The following is a 14,885-nucleotide window of genomic DNA, read 5'->3' as shown; positions in this document are numbered from 1 at the left end:
AGCGGCGAATTCCGGAGCCCCGCCGGACGGGGCCGGGCGGGCGGATCGCGGCGCGCGGCCCCGTCCGTTCAGCCGGTTTTGCGCCGCGAGGGGCGGCGCCGCACGACCATGCAGGCAGCGCGGCGGCCCCGGCCCTTTGCCCGCCCGCCCCGTTCGCCATCCCGTCCCCTTTGACGAAAAGCGACCGACCACGCATCGGCGCCATGCCAAAATAGCCGGTCGTCACCGCGCCGCTTCCGGCGCGCCGCCCTCGTTTCGCTCGTTGCCAAGGATTGCCATGTCGTCATTGCTCAGGATTGGTCTGATGGGTTTCGGTTTCGCCGGCGCGACGTTCCACGCGCCGGTGATCGCGGCGAGCGGCCGCACGCAGGTCGCCGCGATCGCCACCGGGCAGCCGGCGCGCGCGAGCGCCGCGTATCCCGATGCCCGCATCGTGGCCGACCTCGACGCGCTGCTGGCGCTCGACGACATCGAATGCGTGGTGATCGCCACGCCGAACGACACCCACTTCCCGCTCGCGCGCCGGGTGCTCGAAGCCGGCCGCCACGTGGTGGTCGACAAGCCGGTGACGCTCACCTCCGACGAGGCGCTCGCGCTCGCGCGCCTCGCGAACGCCCGCAGCCGCGTGTTCGCGCCGTTCCACAACCGCCGCTGGGACGGCGATTTCCTCACCGTGCGCCGCCTCGTCGATTCCGGCGAGCTCGGCCGCATCACGTATGTCGCGTCGCACTTCGACCGCTTCCGGCCGCAGGTGCGCGTGCGCTGGCGCGAGGAAGCCGCGCGCGGCGGCGGCCTGCTGCTCGATCTCGGCCCGCACCTGATCGACCAGGCGCTCGCGCTGTTCGGCCTGCCCGACACGGTGAGCGCGACCGTCAAGACTCGCCGCGACAACGGCACCGCGCCCGATTTCGTGCACCTGCTGCTCGGCTATCCGGACAAGGACGTCGCGCTGCACGCCAGCGCGCTGTCGGCGATCGAGCCGGCGCGCTTCACGCTGCACGGCACGCGCGGCAGCTACCAGAAGTTCGGGCTCGACACGCAGGAAGACCAGCTGAAGGCGGGGCTCACGCCCGACCACGTCGAATTCGGCGGCGGCAACCCGCCCGGCGTGCTGCGCGTGCTCGACGGCGATATCGAAACCGAGCGCCCGCTGCCGACGCTCGACGGCCAGTACGCGGAGTTCTATCGCGCGCTCGCCGCGTCGGTCCGCGACGGTGCTCCGTTCCCGGTCACGCCGCAGGACGCGGTCGACGTGATGACGATCATCGAGCTCGCCGCGCAAAGCGAGCACGACGGCCGCCGCCTGCCGTTCGTGCGCAAGACGGTCTGAAACCGCGCGCGTCGCCGCCGCCGGAACAATCCGTTACAAATGGTGCGGGAACGAAAGTCAGCGGTGCCCCGGTCTGAAGCGTTTCTCGAAAAAGTCGATCCGACACCAAACCGTCAGGAGAAAGTGATGCAACGGTTGATTCGCGCGGCAGTGTGCTGCGCCCTGGTTTCCGCGCTCGCGGCGTGTATCGTGCAGCCGCAGCAGCGTCGCCCGGCGCCCCAGCCCCGCCCCGCCCCGCAGGTCAATCCGCCGGTGGCCCCGCCGGTCAGCCCGCCGCCGCCGGTCGTCGGCTACGAGCGGATGCAGCAGATCCAGAACCGCATCGACAACCTCGGCCGCCGGATCGACGCGCGCGTCAACGGCGGCTACTACCCGCCGCCGCAGGGCGCCGCGCTGCATCGCCGGCTCGACGTGATCCGCCAGGAATCGACCGACATGGCCACGCAGCACGGCGGCGGCCTGTCGGCCGACGAGCAGCGCGTGCTGAACCAGGAACTCGACACCGCGGCGCGCGCGATCGGCGAGTGAGGCCCGCGCCGGCAGCCGGCCGGAAAGCGGCGGCGCCCGCGCCGCCGCTTGTCGCGAAGCGACAAGGATTTGACCAAATTGACAAGCCTCACCCGCTCGCGTACAGTCGCCCGCACGCGTCGGGAGAGCGCGTGACCGCATCGCTGCAACGCCGGTCGCGCCGCCGAAGGGGCACACCCGCAAACTCTCAGGCAAAAGGACCGGCCGCGTCGAAGCAACCCGCCTGCGCATCGCGCAGGCCGCGAGTTTCGCACTCTGGAGAGCGGCAGTAGCCCGTTGCGCACAAGCAGCGCGGGCAAGCTGCCCACCGAAGGGGCGCGCGTTCGCCGGGCCACGCCCGCGGCGCAATCTCTCAGGTATCGAGGACAGAGGGGCATGTACAGGACCGTCCGCAGGCCATGGGCCGCGGCAGTCGACGACATCGCCGTATTGTCCCGCGCGCAAGCGCCTTGCCTGAGACCCCGATGACCGCACTCAAACATACCCCGCTCAACGCCGCGCACCGTGCGCTCAACGCTCGCATGGTCGATTTCGGCGGCTGGGACATGCCCGTCAACTACGGCTCGCAGATCGACGAACACCAGGCCGTGCGCACCGATGCCGGCATGTTCGACGTGTCGCACATGTGCGTCGTCGATTTCACCGGCAGCCGCGTGCGCGCGTTCTTCGAGCACGCGATCGCGAACCACGTCGGCAGGCTGAAGACGCCCGGCAAGGCGCTCTACTCGTGCCTGCTCAACCCGCAGGGCGGCGTCATCGACGACCTGATCGTCTATTACTTCACCGAGGATTTCTTCCGCGTCGTCGTCAACGCCGGCACCGCCGAGAAGGACATCGCGTGGTTCAACCAGCTCAACGAGCAAGGCGGCTACGGCCTGACGATCGCGCCGCGCCGCGATTTCGCGATCGTCGCCGTGCAGGGCCCGAACGCCCGCGAAAAGGCCTGGGCGACGCTGCCCGCCGCGCGCGCCGCGACGAGCGAGCTGAAGCCGTTCAATGCCGCGCAGGTCGCGGGCACGCCGTTCGGCGATCTCACCATCGCGCGCACCGGCTATACCGGCGAGGACGGCTTCGAGGTGATCGTCCCGGCCCTGCACGTCGAGGCGCTGTGGAACGCGCTGCAGCAGAACGGCGTGCGGCCGTGCGGGCTCGGCGCGCGCGACACGCTGCGCCTCGAGGCCGGCATGAACCTGTACGGCCAGGACATGGACGAAACCGTCTCCCCGCTCGACGCGGGCCTCGCGTGGACGGTCGACCTCAGCGCGCCGCGCGCGTTCGTCGGCCGCGACGCGCTGGAGCGCGACGGCTCGCGCGCCGCGTTCGTCGGCCTGATCCTGCAGAAGGAGAACGGCAAGGCGGGCGGCGTGCTGCGCGCGCACCAGAAAGTCGTCACGCCGCACGGCGAAGGCGAGATCACGAGCGGCACCTTCTCGCCGTCGATGCAGGAATCGATCGCCTTCGCGCGCGTGCCCGCGGCCGTGCAGATCGGCGACACCGTGCACGTGCAGATTCGCGACAAGCAACTTCCCGCGCGCGTGGTAAAACTGCCGTTCGTGCGCAACGGCAAGGTCCTCGCTGCGTAACGACCCCGAGGGCCGGGCGGCATGGCGCCCGGCGACCCACACCCGGCGCACCGTCACGGTGCGCCAGAACGAAGAATCACACCCTTTCTATTCAGGAGCATCCGATGAGCAACGTTCCGGCCGAACTCAAGTACACCGACGAACACGAGTGGATCCGCACCGAAGCCGACGGCACGCTGACGATCGGCATCACCGACCACGCGCAAAGCACGCTCGGCGACATCGTTTTCCTCGAACTGCCGGCAGTCGGCAAGCAGGTGAAGGCAGGCGACGCGATCGGCGTCGTCGAATCGGTGAAAGCCGCGTCGGACATCTATTCGCCCGTGACGGGCGAAGTGGTCGCGATCAACGCGGACGCCGTCGACACGCCGGAAGAAGTGAACAGCGACGCGTACGACACGTGGCTGTTCAAGATCAAGCTCGCCGACGGCGCATCGACCGACAACCTGCTCGACGCCGCTGCCTACAGCAAGCTGATCGACTAATCCCCTCACCCGAAACCGCGCGGGGCCGGCCAGCCGGCCCGCGCGGGACCAGAGTCACGCCATGAAGCTCGAACACCCGGACCGCCTGATGAACCGCACGCCCCTCTCGCTCGCCGCGCTCGAAACGCACGACGCGTTCGCCGAACGCCATATCGGCCCCGACGCCGCCAGCCAGCAGGCCATGCTCGACACGCTCGGCTTCGCGTCGCGCGCCGCCCTGATCGACGCCGTGATTCCCGCGTCGATCCGCCGCGCCGAAACGCTGCCGCTCGGCCCGTTCGTGCAGCCGAAAAGCGAAGCCGAAGCGCTCGCCGCGCTGCGCGAGCTCGCAGGCAAGAACCAGGTGTTCCGCTCCTACATCGGCCAGGGCTACTACGACACGCACACCCCCGCGGTGATCCTGCGCAACGTGCTCGAAAACCCGGCGTGGTACACGGCCTACACGCCGTACCAGCCCGAAATTTCCCAGGGCCGCCTCGAGGCGCTCCTGAACTTCCAGCAGATGGTCGCCGACCTGACGGGCCTCGCGATCTCGAACGCGTCGCTGCTCGACGAAGCAACCGCCGCGGCCGAGGCGATGACGCTGCTGCAGCGCACCGGCAAGCCGAAGTCGAACATCTTCTACGTCGCCGACGACGTGCTGCCGCAAACGCTCGAAGTGGTCCGCACCCGCGCGCTGCCGGTCGGCATCGAAGTCGTCACGGGCCCGGCGGCCGACGCCGCGCAGTCGAACGCGTTCGGCGTGCTGCTGCAATACCCGGGCGTGAACGGCGACGTGCGCGACTACCGCGCGCTCACCGAAGCGATCCACGCGGCCGGCGGCCACGTGGTCGTCGCGGCCGACCTGCTCGCGCTCACCGTGCTGACGCCGCCCGGCGAATGGGGCGCGGACGTCGCGGTCGGCAACACGCAGCGCTTCGGCGTGCCGATGGGCTTCGGCGGCCCGCACGCCGCGTACCTCGCGGTGCGCGACGAATTCAAGCGCCAGATGCCGGGCCGCCTCGTCGGCGTGACCGTCGACGCGCAGGGCAAGCCCGCGCTGCGCCTCGCGCTGCAGACCCGCGAACAGCACATCCGCCGCGAGAAGGCGACCTCGAACGTGTGTACCGCGCAGGCGCTGCTCGCGATCATGGCGAGCATGTACGCGGTCTACCACGGCCCGCACGGCCTGAAGACGATCGCGCTGCGCGTGAACCGCATCGCGGCGCTGCTCGCGGCCGGCGTCAAGCAGCTCGGCTTCGCGACCGTCAACGACACGTTCTTCGACACGCTGACGATCGACACCGGCGCGCGCACCGAACAGGTCCACGCGCTCGCGAACGCGAAGCGCATCAACCTGCGCCGCGTGAGCGCCACGCAGGTCGGCATCTCGGTCGACGAGACGACCACCCGCGACGACCTCGCCGACCTGCTCGCCGTGTTCGCGCAGGCCGCGGGCGGCACCGCGCCCGACGTCGACGCGCTCGACGCCGGCCTCGCCGGCATCGCCGCGCTGCCGGCCGGCCTCGAACGCACGAGCGCGTACCTGACGCACCACGTGTTCAACCGCCACCATTCGGAAACGGAAATGCTGCGCTACCTGCGCAGCCTGTCGGACAAGGATCTCGCACTCGACCGCTCGATGATCCCGCTCGGCTCGTGCACGATGAAGCTGAACGCGACGTCGGAAATGCTGCCCGTCACGTGGCCGGAATTCGGCCAGATCCACCCGTTCGCGCCGGCCGAGCAGACCGTCGGCTACCGCGAGATGATCGACCAGCTCGAGCAGATGCTCGTCGCGGCAACCGGCTACGCGGCCGTGTCGCTGCAGCCGAACGCGGGCTCGCAGGGCGAGTACGCGGGCCTCCTGATCATCCACGCGTACCACGCGTCGCGCGGCGAGAGCCACCGCGACGTGTGCCTGATCCCCGCATCGGCGCACGGCACCAACCCGGCCTCGGCGCACATGGCCGGCATGAAGGTCGTGGTGGTCGCGTGCGACGCGCAGGGCAACGTCGACATCGCCGACCTGAAGGCGAAGGCCGACGAGCATGCGAAGGACCTCGCGGCGATCATGATCACGTATCCGTCGACGCACGGCGTGTTCGAGCAGAACGTCCGCGAGATCTGCGAGATCGTGCATGCGCACGGCGGCCAGGTGTACGTCGACGGCGCGAACATGAACGCGATGGTCGGCCTGACCGCGCCGGGCCAGTTCGGCGGCGACGTGTCGCACCTGAACCTGCACAAGACCTTCTGCATCCCGCACGGCGGCGGCGGCCCGGGCGTCGGCCCGGTCGCGGTGGGCGCGCACCTCGCGAAGTTCCTGCCGAACCAGCGCTCGACCGGCTACGCGCGCGGCGAGGAAGGCATCGGCGCGGTGTCGGCCGCCCCGTACGGCTCGGCGTCGATCCTGCCGATCTCGTGGATGTACATCGCGATGATGGGCGCGAAGAACCTCACCGCCGCGACGGAAACCGCGATCCTCAACGCGAACTACATCGCGAAGCGCCTCGCGCCGCACTACCCGGTGCTGTATTCGGGCCCGGGCGGGCTGGTCGCGCACGAGTGCATTCTCGACCTGCGTCCGATCAAGGAATCGAGCGGCATCAGCGTCGACGACGTCGCCAAGCGCCTGATGGACTACGGCTTCCACGCGCCGACGATGAGCTTCCCGGTGCCGGGCACGCTGATGGTCGAGCCGACCGAATCGGAATCGCAGGAGGAGCTCGACCGCTTCATCGCCGCGATGATCGCGATCCGCGAGGAAATCCGCGCCGTCGAGGAAGGCCGCGCCGACCGCGAGGACAACCCGCTGCGTCACGCGCCGCACACGGCGGCCGTGGTCACCGCGAACGACTGGCCGCACGCGTATTCGCGCGAGCAGGCCGCGTACCCGGTCGCGTCGCTCGGCACGAACAAGTACTGGCCGCCGGTCGGCCGCGCGGACAACGCCTATGGCGACCGCAACCTGTTCTGCTCGTGCGTGCCGATGTCGGAATACGCGTAACGCGCGCGCCGTTCCAGGGTTCGCCCGCACCATGCTGACGGCACACCGCACGCAACCCCGGTTGCGTGCGGTTTTTGCATGCGCAGCCGAAGCGGCTCACGCGCGCGCGTCAATCCGGCTAACATCACACGCGATCCAGCCAATGAAGGAGTTCCGCATGGTGCGTTCGATGTTTCCGGACCACGGCGCGCGGCGCGCGCGCGCCCGCGCGTGGGTGCCGACGCTCGCCGCGTCGCTGTCGATCGCCGCCGCCGGTTTCGGCGCGGCAGGCAGCGCGCGCGCGGCGATGAATTTCTGCGCGGCGCCGGCGTTGCAGTCGAGCGAGACGACGCAGGGCGAGCCGGGCGTGCAGGCGCTGATCCACGGCGTCGACGCGCATCTCGGCGAGCAGCCGAAGGCGCAGCCGCGCGTGCACACCGAAGGCACGCTGCCGCACGAAGGCATCTACGACCAGAGCGCCGCCGCGCTGAAGGACATGGAGCTGATGCGCGACGCCGCGCTCGCGTGGCGCGTGACGAACGACGCGCGCTACCTGCAGTTCGTCGACCGCTTCCTGTCCGCGTGGGTGGCAACCTACCAGCCGGGTTTCAACCCGATCGACGAGACGCGCTTCGACGGCCTGATCCTCGCGTACGACATGACGGCCAGCGCGCTGCCGGTAAAGACCCGCAACGCGGCGTCGGCGTTCATCGCGAAGCTCGGCGCCGGCTACGTCGAGCGGATCGACGCGCAGCCGCGCCCGCTCGCCGGCACCTGGCGCAACAACTGGCAGAGCCACCGGATCAAGCTGATCGCGCTGTCCGCGTTCACGCTCGGCGATCGCAAGATGATGAACGCCGCGCAGCGGCTGTTCGTCGAGCATCTCGCCGACAACATCGGCGCGGACGGCACGACCTACGACTTCACGGAACGCGACGCGCTGCATTACGCCGTCTACGACCTGCAGCCGCTCGCGACCGCCGCGCTGGCCGCGCGCCGCTTCAACCGCAACTGGCTGCGCGAAAAGGGCTCGAACGGCGCGACGCTCGCCGCCGCGCTCGACTGGCTCGTGCCGTATGCGCTCGGCGAGAAGACGCACGAGGAATTCGTGCACTCGCCGGTGCCGTTCGACGCGAAGCGCCGCGAAGCCGGGATTCCGGGCTACACGGGGCAGTGGGACCCGAAAAACGCCACCGAACTGTTTCATCTGGCCGCGCGCCTCGACGGGCGCTACGCCCGCGTCGCGCGGCAGCTCTCCCCGACGCCGCCCGCATGGCTAGCCGCGTGCTTGCCGCTGCAGGCGCGCTAGACTTATTACAGCAATACAGGAAACGAAATGGCAGTCAGCGTGTTTGACCTCTTCAAGATCGGCATCGGCCCGTCCAGCTCGCACACGGTCGGCCCGATGCGCGCCGCGCTGATGTTCGTCCAGGGCCTCGAGCGCGACGGGCAGCTCGACGCCACGGCAAACGTGAAGGTCGAGCTGTACGGCTCGCTCGGCGCGACCGGCAAGGGCCACGGCACCGACCGCGGCGTGATGCTCGGCCTGCTCGGCGACGCGCCCGACACCGTCGATCCCGACACGATTGCCGAGCGCCTCGACGCGGTGCGCGCGTCGAAGACGCTCGCGCTGCTCGGCAAGCATCCGATTCCGTTCGTCCTCAAGGAACACATCGCGTTCTACCGCCAGGCGCTGCCCGAGCACCCGAACGGGATGAAGCTGCGCGCGACCGACGCGAGCGGCGCGGTGCTCGTCGAGCGCACCTACCTGTCGGTCGGCGGCGGCTTCGTCGTGACGGCCGGCGCGCCGAACACCAAGGTGCTGAGCGCGGCCGAGCAGATGACGCACCCGTTCCGCTCGGCGGCTGAGCTGCTCGCGCTGACGGAAGCGACCGGCAAGTCGATCGCGCAGCTGATGTGGGAAAACGAGCGTGCGTGGCACACCGAGGAAGAAACCCGCGACGGCCTGCTGAAGATCTGGAGCGTGATGCAGTCGTGCGTGTCGCGCGGCTGCGGGATCGGCAACCCGGACGCCGAGGGCAACCTGCCCGGCCCGTTCCAGGTGAAGCGCCGCGCGCCGCAGCTGTACCGCGCGCTGACCGGCAGCCCGGAGCGCGCGCTGCAGGATCCGCTGTCGATGATCGACTGGATCAACCTGTACGCGATCGCGGTGAACGAGGAGAACGCGGCCGGCGGGCGCGTCGTGACCGCGCCGACCAACGGCGCGGCCGGCATCATCCCGGCGGTGCTGCACTACTACACGCGCTTCACGCCGGGCGCGAACGAACAGGGCGTGATCGACTTCCTGCTGACGGCCGCCGCGATCGGCGTGCTGTACAAGCTGAACGCGTCGATTTCGGGCGCGGAAGTGGGCTGCCAGGGCGAAGTCGGGGTCGCGTGCTCGATGGCGGCGGGCGCGCTCGCCGCGGTGCTCGGCGGCACGCCGCGCCAGGTCGAGAACGCAGCCGAGATCGGCATGGAGCACAACCTCGGCCTCACCTGCGACCCGGTCGGCGGGATGGTGCAGATCCCGTGCATCGAGCGCAACGCGATGGCGTCGGTGAAGGCCGTCAACGCGGCGCGCATGGCGCTGCGCGGCGACGGCACGCACTACGTGTCGCTCGACTCGGTGATCAAGACGATGCGCGAAACCGGCGCCGACATGAAGACGAAGTACAAGGAAACGTCGCGCGGCGGGCTCGCGGTGAATATCGTCGAGTGCTGATGGCGGCACGGTCGGGCAGGCGCGGGCACGGCATCACCGGCCCTCGCGCCTGGCGTGCTCCTGCCCGCCGCGGCCGTCGGCCATGAAATCCGGCCCGAATGTCGCAAACTTCTCGAGCACGTCCGCCAACGAACGCCGCATCGGTCGAATACGAATTTCATTGCCCACGCGCTCGATTTCGCGTTCGATGTCGCTGCGCTCGCAGGCCAGATCGGCGGGGATGCACACGGCTTGGGCGTTGCCGGATGTGAACATTCGGGTGAGTTTCATTGCCGTCTCCCATTTTTGTTACGGCCACTGCCGTCGCGCATGCAGCACGCGCAGAATCTCGATGGCGCCTTCAGCGCGCCGAATGCGATACACGAGCACGTCGTTCGGCGCAATCACCAACTCGCGAGTGCCCTGCACGCGCCCCGGCCGACACAGCTCGGGATGCGCCGGCAGTGCCTCGACCATTTCATCGATCCGTTCGTCCAGCTCCAGCGCGGCCACCGGGTTGTCCTGGCCGATGAAGTCCATGATGGCGCCACGATCCTCGCATGCGTTCGGATTCCAGTGCAGCGCGAACGTCAAGCCTTGCCCCCTTGCTTCGCGATCCGCTGTCGCAGCGCCTCACGACGCGAAGCAAACTCGGCCTTGACCTCGGCGTCGGGAATGGACGGCCGCGGGTCGTCCAGGGCCTGCTGCACCTGCTCGCGCAACCAGCGATCGTAAGCCGCCGCCTCGTGCGCCGCTTTCAGCGCGACCGCGCGATCGGGCCGGGTGGCTCGACCGGCAGCATCGGGATCGAAATCCGACGCGTCCACGTCGAATCGGCTGATGCCGATCTCGCGCAGAAAACCCACCAGCGTTTCGAATCGGCGAAACACGCGCACGTCGCCGCGTCTGGCCGACAGAAAGCGCTCGGTGGTGCCATAGCAGGCCGCGACGGCCCAGCCGTTGCCGCGGCCCACCACGCGCGCGTTGCGCACGGCGCCCGCCTCGACAAGCTGCGTGAGTGTCTTCTGGTCGATCGTTTCGGTTGCCATGATGATGCTCGACCCCATCGATGATTCAGAGGGACACTTTACTATTGAATGATCGACCATCTTACTGTTAATTGGCAGCATCGTTTCAGCGATCCGGGTCGGCATTCGACTCGGCACCGATGTGACACTTTTGATCGGTCGCAACACGCGCGCAAGCTGGCCTTCCGGCCAATCGCCGATCCTTCTCCATCCGCGTTCCGACACTTTTCACCCTCCCCCGAACCGGCGTAAGCTGTACGTCCCGCTACCCAGGGAGACGGCATCCCATGTCGCATTCCGAGGATCTCGAGCCGCGCGGCGTCAACGGCGCGCGCCTGCTCGTCGATGCGTTGCTCGCCAATCACGTCGAACGCGTGTTCTGCGTGCCGGGCGAGAGTTTTCTCGCCGTGCTCGATGCGCTGGCGGACCACACCGCGCGCATCCAGACGGTGGTCTGCCGCCACGAGGCGGCCGCCGCGAACATGGCGGAGGCGGTCGGCAAGCTGACCGGCCGCCCCGGCATCGCGTTCGTCACGCGCGGGCCAGGCGCGACGCACGCGTCGATCGGCGTGCACACCGCCTTCCAGGATTCGACGCCGATGATCCTGTTCATCGGCCAGTGCGCGCGCGAGCATCTCGATCGCGAGGCGTTCCAGGAAATCGACTACCGCCGCATGTTCGGCGAGATGGCGAAATGGGTCGCGCAGGTCGACGATCCGCGCCGCCTGCCGGAATACCTGAGCCACGCATTCCACGTCGCGACCGCCGGCCGCCCCGGCCCGGTCGTGCTCGCGCTGCCCGAGGACGTGCTGTCCGAGCCGTGCGCGCCGCAGCCGGTCGCGCCGCCCGCGAAGCGCATTGCGGCCGCGCCGTCCGCCGCGCAGATCGACGAGCTGCGCGAGCGGCTCGCGCGCGCGGAACGGCCGTTCGTCGTGGTCGGCGGCAGCGGCTGGACGACCGACGCGTGCGCGAACCTGCGCAGCTTCGTCGAGCGCTGGCAGTTGCCGGTCGCGTGCGCGTTCCGCTATCAGGACACCGTCGACAACGCGCACCCGAACTACGCGGGCGACGTCGGCCTCGGCATCAACCCGGCGCTGGCGCGGCGCATCCGCGAAGCCGACCTGCTGTTCGCACTCGGCCCCCGCCTCGGCGAGGCGACCACCGGCGGCTACACGCTGCTCGAGATCCCGAAGACGCGCCAGACGCTGATCCACGTCCACCAGGGCGCGGACGAGCTCGGCCGGGTCTACGCGGCCGACCTGCCGATCGTGTCGGGCATGCCGGAAATCACGGCGCTGCTCGCCGTGCTCGAGCCGCCGCCCACGCCCGCGTGGGCCGGCAGCGCGGCCGACGCGCATCGCGCCTATCTCGACTGGCACGCGCCGCTGCCGATGCCCGGCGACGTCCAGCTCGGCGACGTGATGACGCAGCTGCGCGAGCGCCTGCCGCACGACGCGATCCTGACCAACGGCGCGGGCAATTACGCGATCTGGCTGCACCGGCACTTCGCGTACCGGCACTTCCGCTCGCAGCTCGCGCCGACCAGCGGCGCGATGGGCTACGGGGTGCCGGCCGCGCTCGCCGCGAAGTCGCTGTACCCGTCGCGAACGGTCGTCGCGCTCGCCGGCGACGGCTGCTTCATGATGGCCGGCAACGAGCTCGCGACCGCGATGCAATACGGGCTGAACATCGTCGTGATCGTCGTCAACAACGGGCATTTCGGCACGATCCGCATGCATCAGGAGCGCAACTATCCGGGCCGCGTGCACGGCACCGGGCTCACGAACCCGGATTTCGCCGCGTATGCGCGCGCGTTCGGCGCGCACGGCGAAACGGTCGAGCGCACCGCCGAGTTCGCGCCCGCGCTCGAGCGCGCGCTGGCCTGCGGGCTGCCGGCGCTGATCGAGATCCGCGTGCCGCAGGACGCGAGCACGCCGGCCGCGACGCTCGAACAGATCCGCGAACAGGGCCGCCGCGCGCGCGGCGCATGACGATGGGCGCGTGCGCGGCGGGCGATGCGCTGTCGGCAGGCGACGCGCTCGTCTGGCCCGGCACGCTGCTCGCGCCGGACCGCACGCTCGTCGCCCCCTACGATCTCGAACATGATCACGGCGCCGCGGCCGGCCACGTGCCGGCCGCGCCCGCGCTGGGCCTGCTGCACGCCGCCACGCAGCCGTTCCGGCTCGCTTACGACGGCACGCTGCACGTGCACGTGATCAACGGGATGGGCGTCGCGCTCGGCGATTCGGTGATCGGCCTGACCGCGCTCGCCGCGCTGCGCGACGCGCACCCGGGGCTGCGCTTCACGCTGTACCGCCCGGCCCGCGCGCCGCGCCATGTCGACGCGCTGTACGCGCTCGCGGCCGGCGTCGTCGCGCCGGCGCACACGCTGCCGTGGCCGGCCGACACGCTGCCGGCCGGCGCGATCCGCATCGATGTCGGCAACCACCTTTACTGGCCGGATTTCGCGCGGCTGCCGATGATCGACTTCTTTCTCGCGGCGCTCGGCGCGGAGCCGGCCGCCGTGCCCGCAGCAGCGAAGCGCAACCGCTGGCTCGCGCGGCTGCCGCTGCCCGCGCTGCCGGAGGTGTGGCGACGGCCGTACGTGCTGTTCTGCCCGAGCGCGAGCACCGCCGTGCGCAGCGTGCCGCCCGCGTTGCGCGCCGCGTGCGTCGAGCGGCTCGCGCGGCGCTACGGGCTGCCCGTCGTCGGCTTCGAGCCGCTCGCGCATCCGGCTTATACCGATGTGAGCCCGTTCGCCCGCGATACCGCGGCCTTCATCGCGTGGGTCAGGGGCGCGAACATGCTGTTCTCGTCGGATACGGCGGCGCTCCATCTCGCCGACGGTTTCGACGTGCCGACGCTCGCCTGCTTCACGACGATCGCGCCGGGCTTGCGCATGCGTGACTATCCGCATTGCGTGCCGGTCGCCCTCGACGTGCCGGACGCGCTGCGCGGGATTCATCGCAGCGAAGCACCGGACGATCTCGCGGCAGTCGACGCGGCGTATCGCGCGCTCGATTGGGATGCGCTCGACTGGCCGGCACCGCGCCGGGCGGCGGTCGATCAGGGGTGACGTTCCGGAGGCAATGCGCCCGACTCACCCCGCCGCGACCATCACCGCGCTGTCGCGCAGCGCTTCCGACGGCCGCTTGCCGAACATCCGCCGGTAGTCGGTCGCGAACTGGCTCAGGTGCCAGAAGCCCCACGCCTCGGCGACGTCCTGCACCGATTCCGCCGCGCGGCCGCACAGGTCGCGCCGCGCGCCGTTCAGGCGCAGCGTGCGCAGATAGGTCGCGGGCGCCATTCCGAGCACGTCCTGGAAGCAGTACTGCAGCGTGCGGCGGCTCACGTGCAGTTGCTCGCACAGCTCCGGCACGCCGACCGGGCGCGTGCGATGCGCGAGCACGTAGTCGCGCGCCTGCTCGACGATCCAGCGCCGGCGGGCGAGCGCCGTGCCGGCCGCGCCGTCGGCGGGCAGCGCGCACACGTCGAACAGCGCGGCGAGCACCTCGGCCTGCAGGTCGTTGCGCTGCGGGTCCGGCAGCGGCGCGACGGCGGCGGCCGCGTCGTCGAGCCGCTGGCCGAGCAGCGTGCACAGCCGCGTGAGCCGCGCCTCGCCGACTTGCACGACGCTTTGCGTCGGCAGCCGCTCGTCGAGCCCGCAGTGCTCGACCTGCTCCGCATAGCGGCGCAGCACGTCGCCGCGCACCACCACGCCATAGATCGCGAACTGCGCGGGCGTCAGCAATTCGAATTCGACGTTGCCGGGGCGGAATGCGAGCGCGCCGGCGTCGATCCGCTGCGCGTCGACGCGCGCGCCGCCGTCGCGCACGAGCGGGATGCCGAACCAGTACGCATCGCCGCGCACTTCGCACGCCTGGCGCAGCGTGTGGCTCGTCGATTCGCGGAACAGCTTCATCGTGTCGAGCGGCAGCTCGGTCAGCGTGCCGACGAAGCGGCCCGCCGCAAGCTGATCGTAAGTTTGCCGCCAGCCGATCAGGTTGCGCGCCTGCTCGTCGGCATCGTGCGCGACGCTGACGACGGCCTGCCCGGCCGGCACGTCGTCGCCTTGCGCGCTGCACCGCGTGTCCTCGGCGGTCGGTTCGCCGGCGCCTGCCACTCGATCGTTCATCGTCCTTCTCCTGTCGCCCCGGAACCCCGCAAACCATGCAAGTCCCGTGCCGAATCGCGCATGTTCGATACGCGATCCGGCGGAATGCCCGTCATTCAACGACGGCGCGCCCGGCCGCGCAATG

At 70.2% G+C, this 14,885-nt stretch carries 13 protein-coding genes and 2 riboswitches; of the genes, 9 read left to right on the top strand and 4 right to left on the bottom strand.

Translation table 11 applies throughout. The features are described from left to right. Positions 1 to 277: 277 nt before the first annotated feature. From HWY45_RS15100 to HWY45_RS15070, 7 genes are all read left to right on the top strand, one after another. Positions 278 to 1,330, top strand: a complete 1,053-nt coding sequence (locus HWY45_RS15100; RefSeq protein ID WP_059882276.1) for an oxidoreductase — start codon at positions 278 to 280, stop codon at positions 1,328 to 1,330. A gap of 126 nt (positions 1,331 to 1,456) precedes the next feature. Continuing rightward, on the top strand, positions 1,457 to 1,858 hold the full coding sequence (locus tag HWY45_RS15095) for a hypothetical protein (RefSeq protein WP_059563880.1): 402 nt from the start codon (positions 1,457 to 1,459) through the stop codon (positions 1,856 to 1,858). Positions 1,859 to 1,969: 111 nt separating this feature from the next. Then, positions 1,970 to 2,071: riboswitch (glycine riboswitch) on the top strand. A gap of 32 nt (positions 2,072 to 2,103) precedes the next feature. Beyond that, a riboswitch (glycine riboswitch) is annotated at positions 2,104 to 2,237 on the top strand. 85 nt (positions 2,238 to 2,322) lie between these two features. After that, positions 2,323 to 3,441 carry a glycine cleavage system aminomethyltransferase GcvT gene (gcvT, locus tag HWY45_RS15090; RefSeq protein WP_059882278.1) on the top strand — a complete coding sequence of 373 codons (1,119 nt, stop codon included), beginning with the start codon at positions 2,323 to 2,325 and terminating at the stop codon, positions 3,439 to 3,441. Between the two features lie 104 nt (positions 3,442 to 3,545). Continuing rightward, the gene (gene gcvH / locus HWY45_RS15085) at positions 3,546 to 3,926 is read left to right on the top strand and encodes a glycine cleavage system protein GcvH (RefSeq protein WP_059563878.1); all 381 of its coding nucleotides are present in this window, start codon (positions 3,546 to 3,548) and stop codon (positions 3,924 to 3,926) included. Positions 3,927 to 3,987: 61 nt separating this feature from the next. Continuing rightward, a complete protein-coding gene (gene gcvP, locus HWY45_RS15080) occupies positions 3,988 to 6,915 on the top strand; it encodes an aminomethyl-transferring glycine dehydrogenase (RefSeq protein ID WP_059563877.1) in 2,928 nt (975 codons plus the stop codon). A 157-nt stretch (positions 6,916 to 7,072) separates the two neighbouring features. Then, complete coding sequence (locus HWY45_RS15075; RefSeq protein WP_059564017.1) at positions 7,073 to 8,203, top strand: alginate lyase family protein; 1,131 nt, start codon at positions 7,073 to 7,075, stop codon at positions 8,201 to 8,203. A gap of 27 nt (positions 8,204 to 8,230) precedes the next feature. Continuing rightward, entirely contained in the window at positions 8,231 to 9,619 is a 1,389-nt protein-coding gene (locus tag HWY45_RS15070) for an L-serine ammonia-lyase (RefSeq protein ID WP_059563876.1), read from the top strand. A gap of 33 nt (positions 9,620 to 9,652) precedes the next feature. Here the strand turns inward: HWY45_RS15070 and HWY45_RS15065 are convergent, their stop codons facing one another. Genes HWY45_RS15065 through HWY45_RS15055 form a run of 3 tightly spaced genes read right to left on the bottom strand, consistent with a single transcriptional unit; the run spans position 9,653 to position 10,647 of the window. Further along, a complete protein-coding gene (locus HWY45_RS15065) occupies positions 9,653 to 9,889 on the bottom strand; it encodes an AbrB/MazE/SpoVT family DNA-binding domain-containing protein (protein WP_059804188.1) in 237 nt (78 codons plus the stop codon). Between the two features lie 18 nt (positions 9,890 to 9,907). Continuing rightward, positions 9,908 to 10,192, bottom strand: a complete 285-nt coding sequence (locus tag HWY45_RS15060; protein WP_059882280.1) for a type II toxin-antitoxin system RelE/ParE family toxin — start codon at positions 10,190 to 10,192, stop codon at positions 9,908 to 9,910. Further along, positions 10,189 to 10,647: an antitoxin PaaA2 family protein gene (locus HWY45_RS15055; RefSeq protein ID WP_059882398.1), complete on the bottom strand. Its 459-nt coding sequence runs from the start codon at positions 10,645 to 10,647 to the stop codon at positions 10,189 to 10,191. The genes HWY45_RS15060 and HWY45_RS15055 overlap by 4 nt, the downstream gene beginning before the upstream one ends. 266 nt (positions 10,648 to 10,913) lie before the next feature. On the opposite strand from HWY45_RS15055, the gene HWY45_RS15050 reads away from it, so the two are divergent. Both HWY45_RS15050 and HWY45_RS15045 read left to right on the top strand, forming a co-directional pair. Continuing rightward, positions 10,914 to 12,617, top strand: a complete 1,704-nt coding sequence (locus tag HWY45_RS15050; RefSeq protein WP_059882282.1) for a thiamine pyrophosphate-binding protein — start codon at positions 10,914 to 10,916, stop codon at positions 12,615 to 12,617. Further along, positions 12,614 to 13,702, top strand: a complete 1,089-nt coding sequence (locus HWY45_RS15045) for a glycosyltransferase family protein (protein WP_059882284.1) — start codon at positions 12,614 to 12,616, stop codon at positions 13,700 to 13,702. The genes HWY45_RS15050 and HWY45_RS15045 overlap by 4 nt, the downstream gene beginning before the upstream one ends. Positions 13,703 to 13,726: 24 nt before the next feature. On the opposite strand, the gene HWY45_RS15040 is transcribed toward HWY45_RS15045, so the two are convergent. Next, positions 13,727 to 14,761, bottom strand: coding sequence for a helix-turn-helix domain-containing protein (locus HWY45_RS15040; RefSeq protein WP_059804173.1), 1,035 nt, complete (start codon positions 14,759 to 14,761; stop codon positions 13,727 to 13,729). Positions 14,762 to 14,885 lie beyond the last annotated feature (124 nt).

This window comes from Burkholderia stagnalis (assembly GCF_902830275.1).
In the GTDB taxonomy this organism is placed as follows: domain Bacteria; phylum Pseudomonadota; class Gammaproteobacteria; order Burkholderiales; family Burkholderiaceae; genus Burkholderia; species Burkholderia stagnalis.
Note: the sequence above shows the minus strand (reverse complement) of the source record. Positions and strands in the feature narration are given on the sequence as shown.

Excerpts from the sequence above, each read along its gene's own strand:
- HWY45_RS15100 (WP_059882276.1), top strand. The coding sequence starts at position 278 with ATGTCGTCATTGCTCAGGATTGGTCTGATGGGTTTCGGTTTCGCCGGC.
- HWY45_RS15095 (WP_059563880.1), top strand. The coding sequence starts at position 1,457 with ATGCAACGGTTGATTCGCGCGGCAGTGTGCTGCGCCCTGGTTTCCGCG.
- gcvT (WP_059882278.1), top strand. The coding sequence starts at position 2,323 with ATGACCGCACTCAAACATACCCCGCTCAACGCCGCGCACCGTGCGCTC.
- gcvH (WP_059563878.1), top strand. The coding sequence starts at position 3,546 with ATGAGCAACGTTCCGGCCGAACTCAAGTACACCGACGAACACGAGTGG.
- gcvP (WP_059563877.1), top strand. The coding sequence starts at position 3,988 with ATGAAGCTCGAACACCCGGACCGCCTGATGAACCGCACGCCCCTCTCG.
- HWY45_RS15075 (WP_059564017.1), top strand. The coding sequence starts at position 7,073 with ATGGTGCGTTCGATGTTTCCGGACCACGGCGCGCGGCGCGCGCGCGCC.
- HWY45_RS15070 (WP_059563876.1), top strand. The coding sequence starts at position 8,231 with ATGGCAGTCAGCGTGTTTGACCTCTTCAAGATCGGCATCGGCCCGTCC.
- HWY45_RS15065 (WP_059804188.1), bottom strand. The coding sequence starts at position 9,889 with ATGAAACTCACCCGAATGTTCACATCCGGCAACGCCCAAGCCGTGTGC.
- HWY45_RS15055 (WP_059882398.1), bottom strand. The coding sequence starts at position 10,647 with ATGGCAACCGAAACGATCGACCAGAAGACACTCACGCAGCTTGTCGAG.
- HWY45_RS15050 (WP_059882282.1), top strand. The coding sequence starts at position 10,914 with ATGTCGCATTCCGAGGATCTCGAGCCGCGCGGCGTCAACGGCGCGCGC.
- HWY45_RS15045 (WP_059882284.1), top strand. The coding sequence starts at position 12,614 with ATGACGATGGGCGCGTGCGCGGCGGGCGATGCGCTGTCGGCAGGCGAC.
- HWY45_RS15040 (WP_059804173.1), bottom strand. The coding sequence starts at position 14,761 with ATGAACGATCGAGTGGCAGGCGCCGGCGAACCGACCGCCGAGGACACG.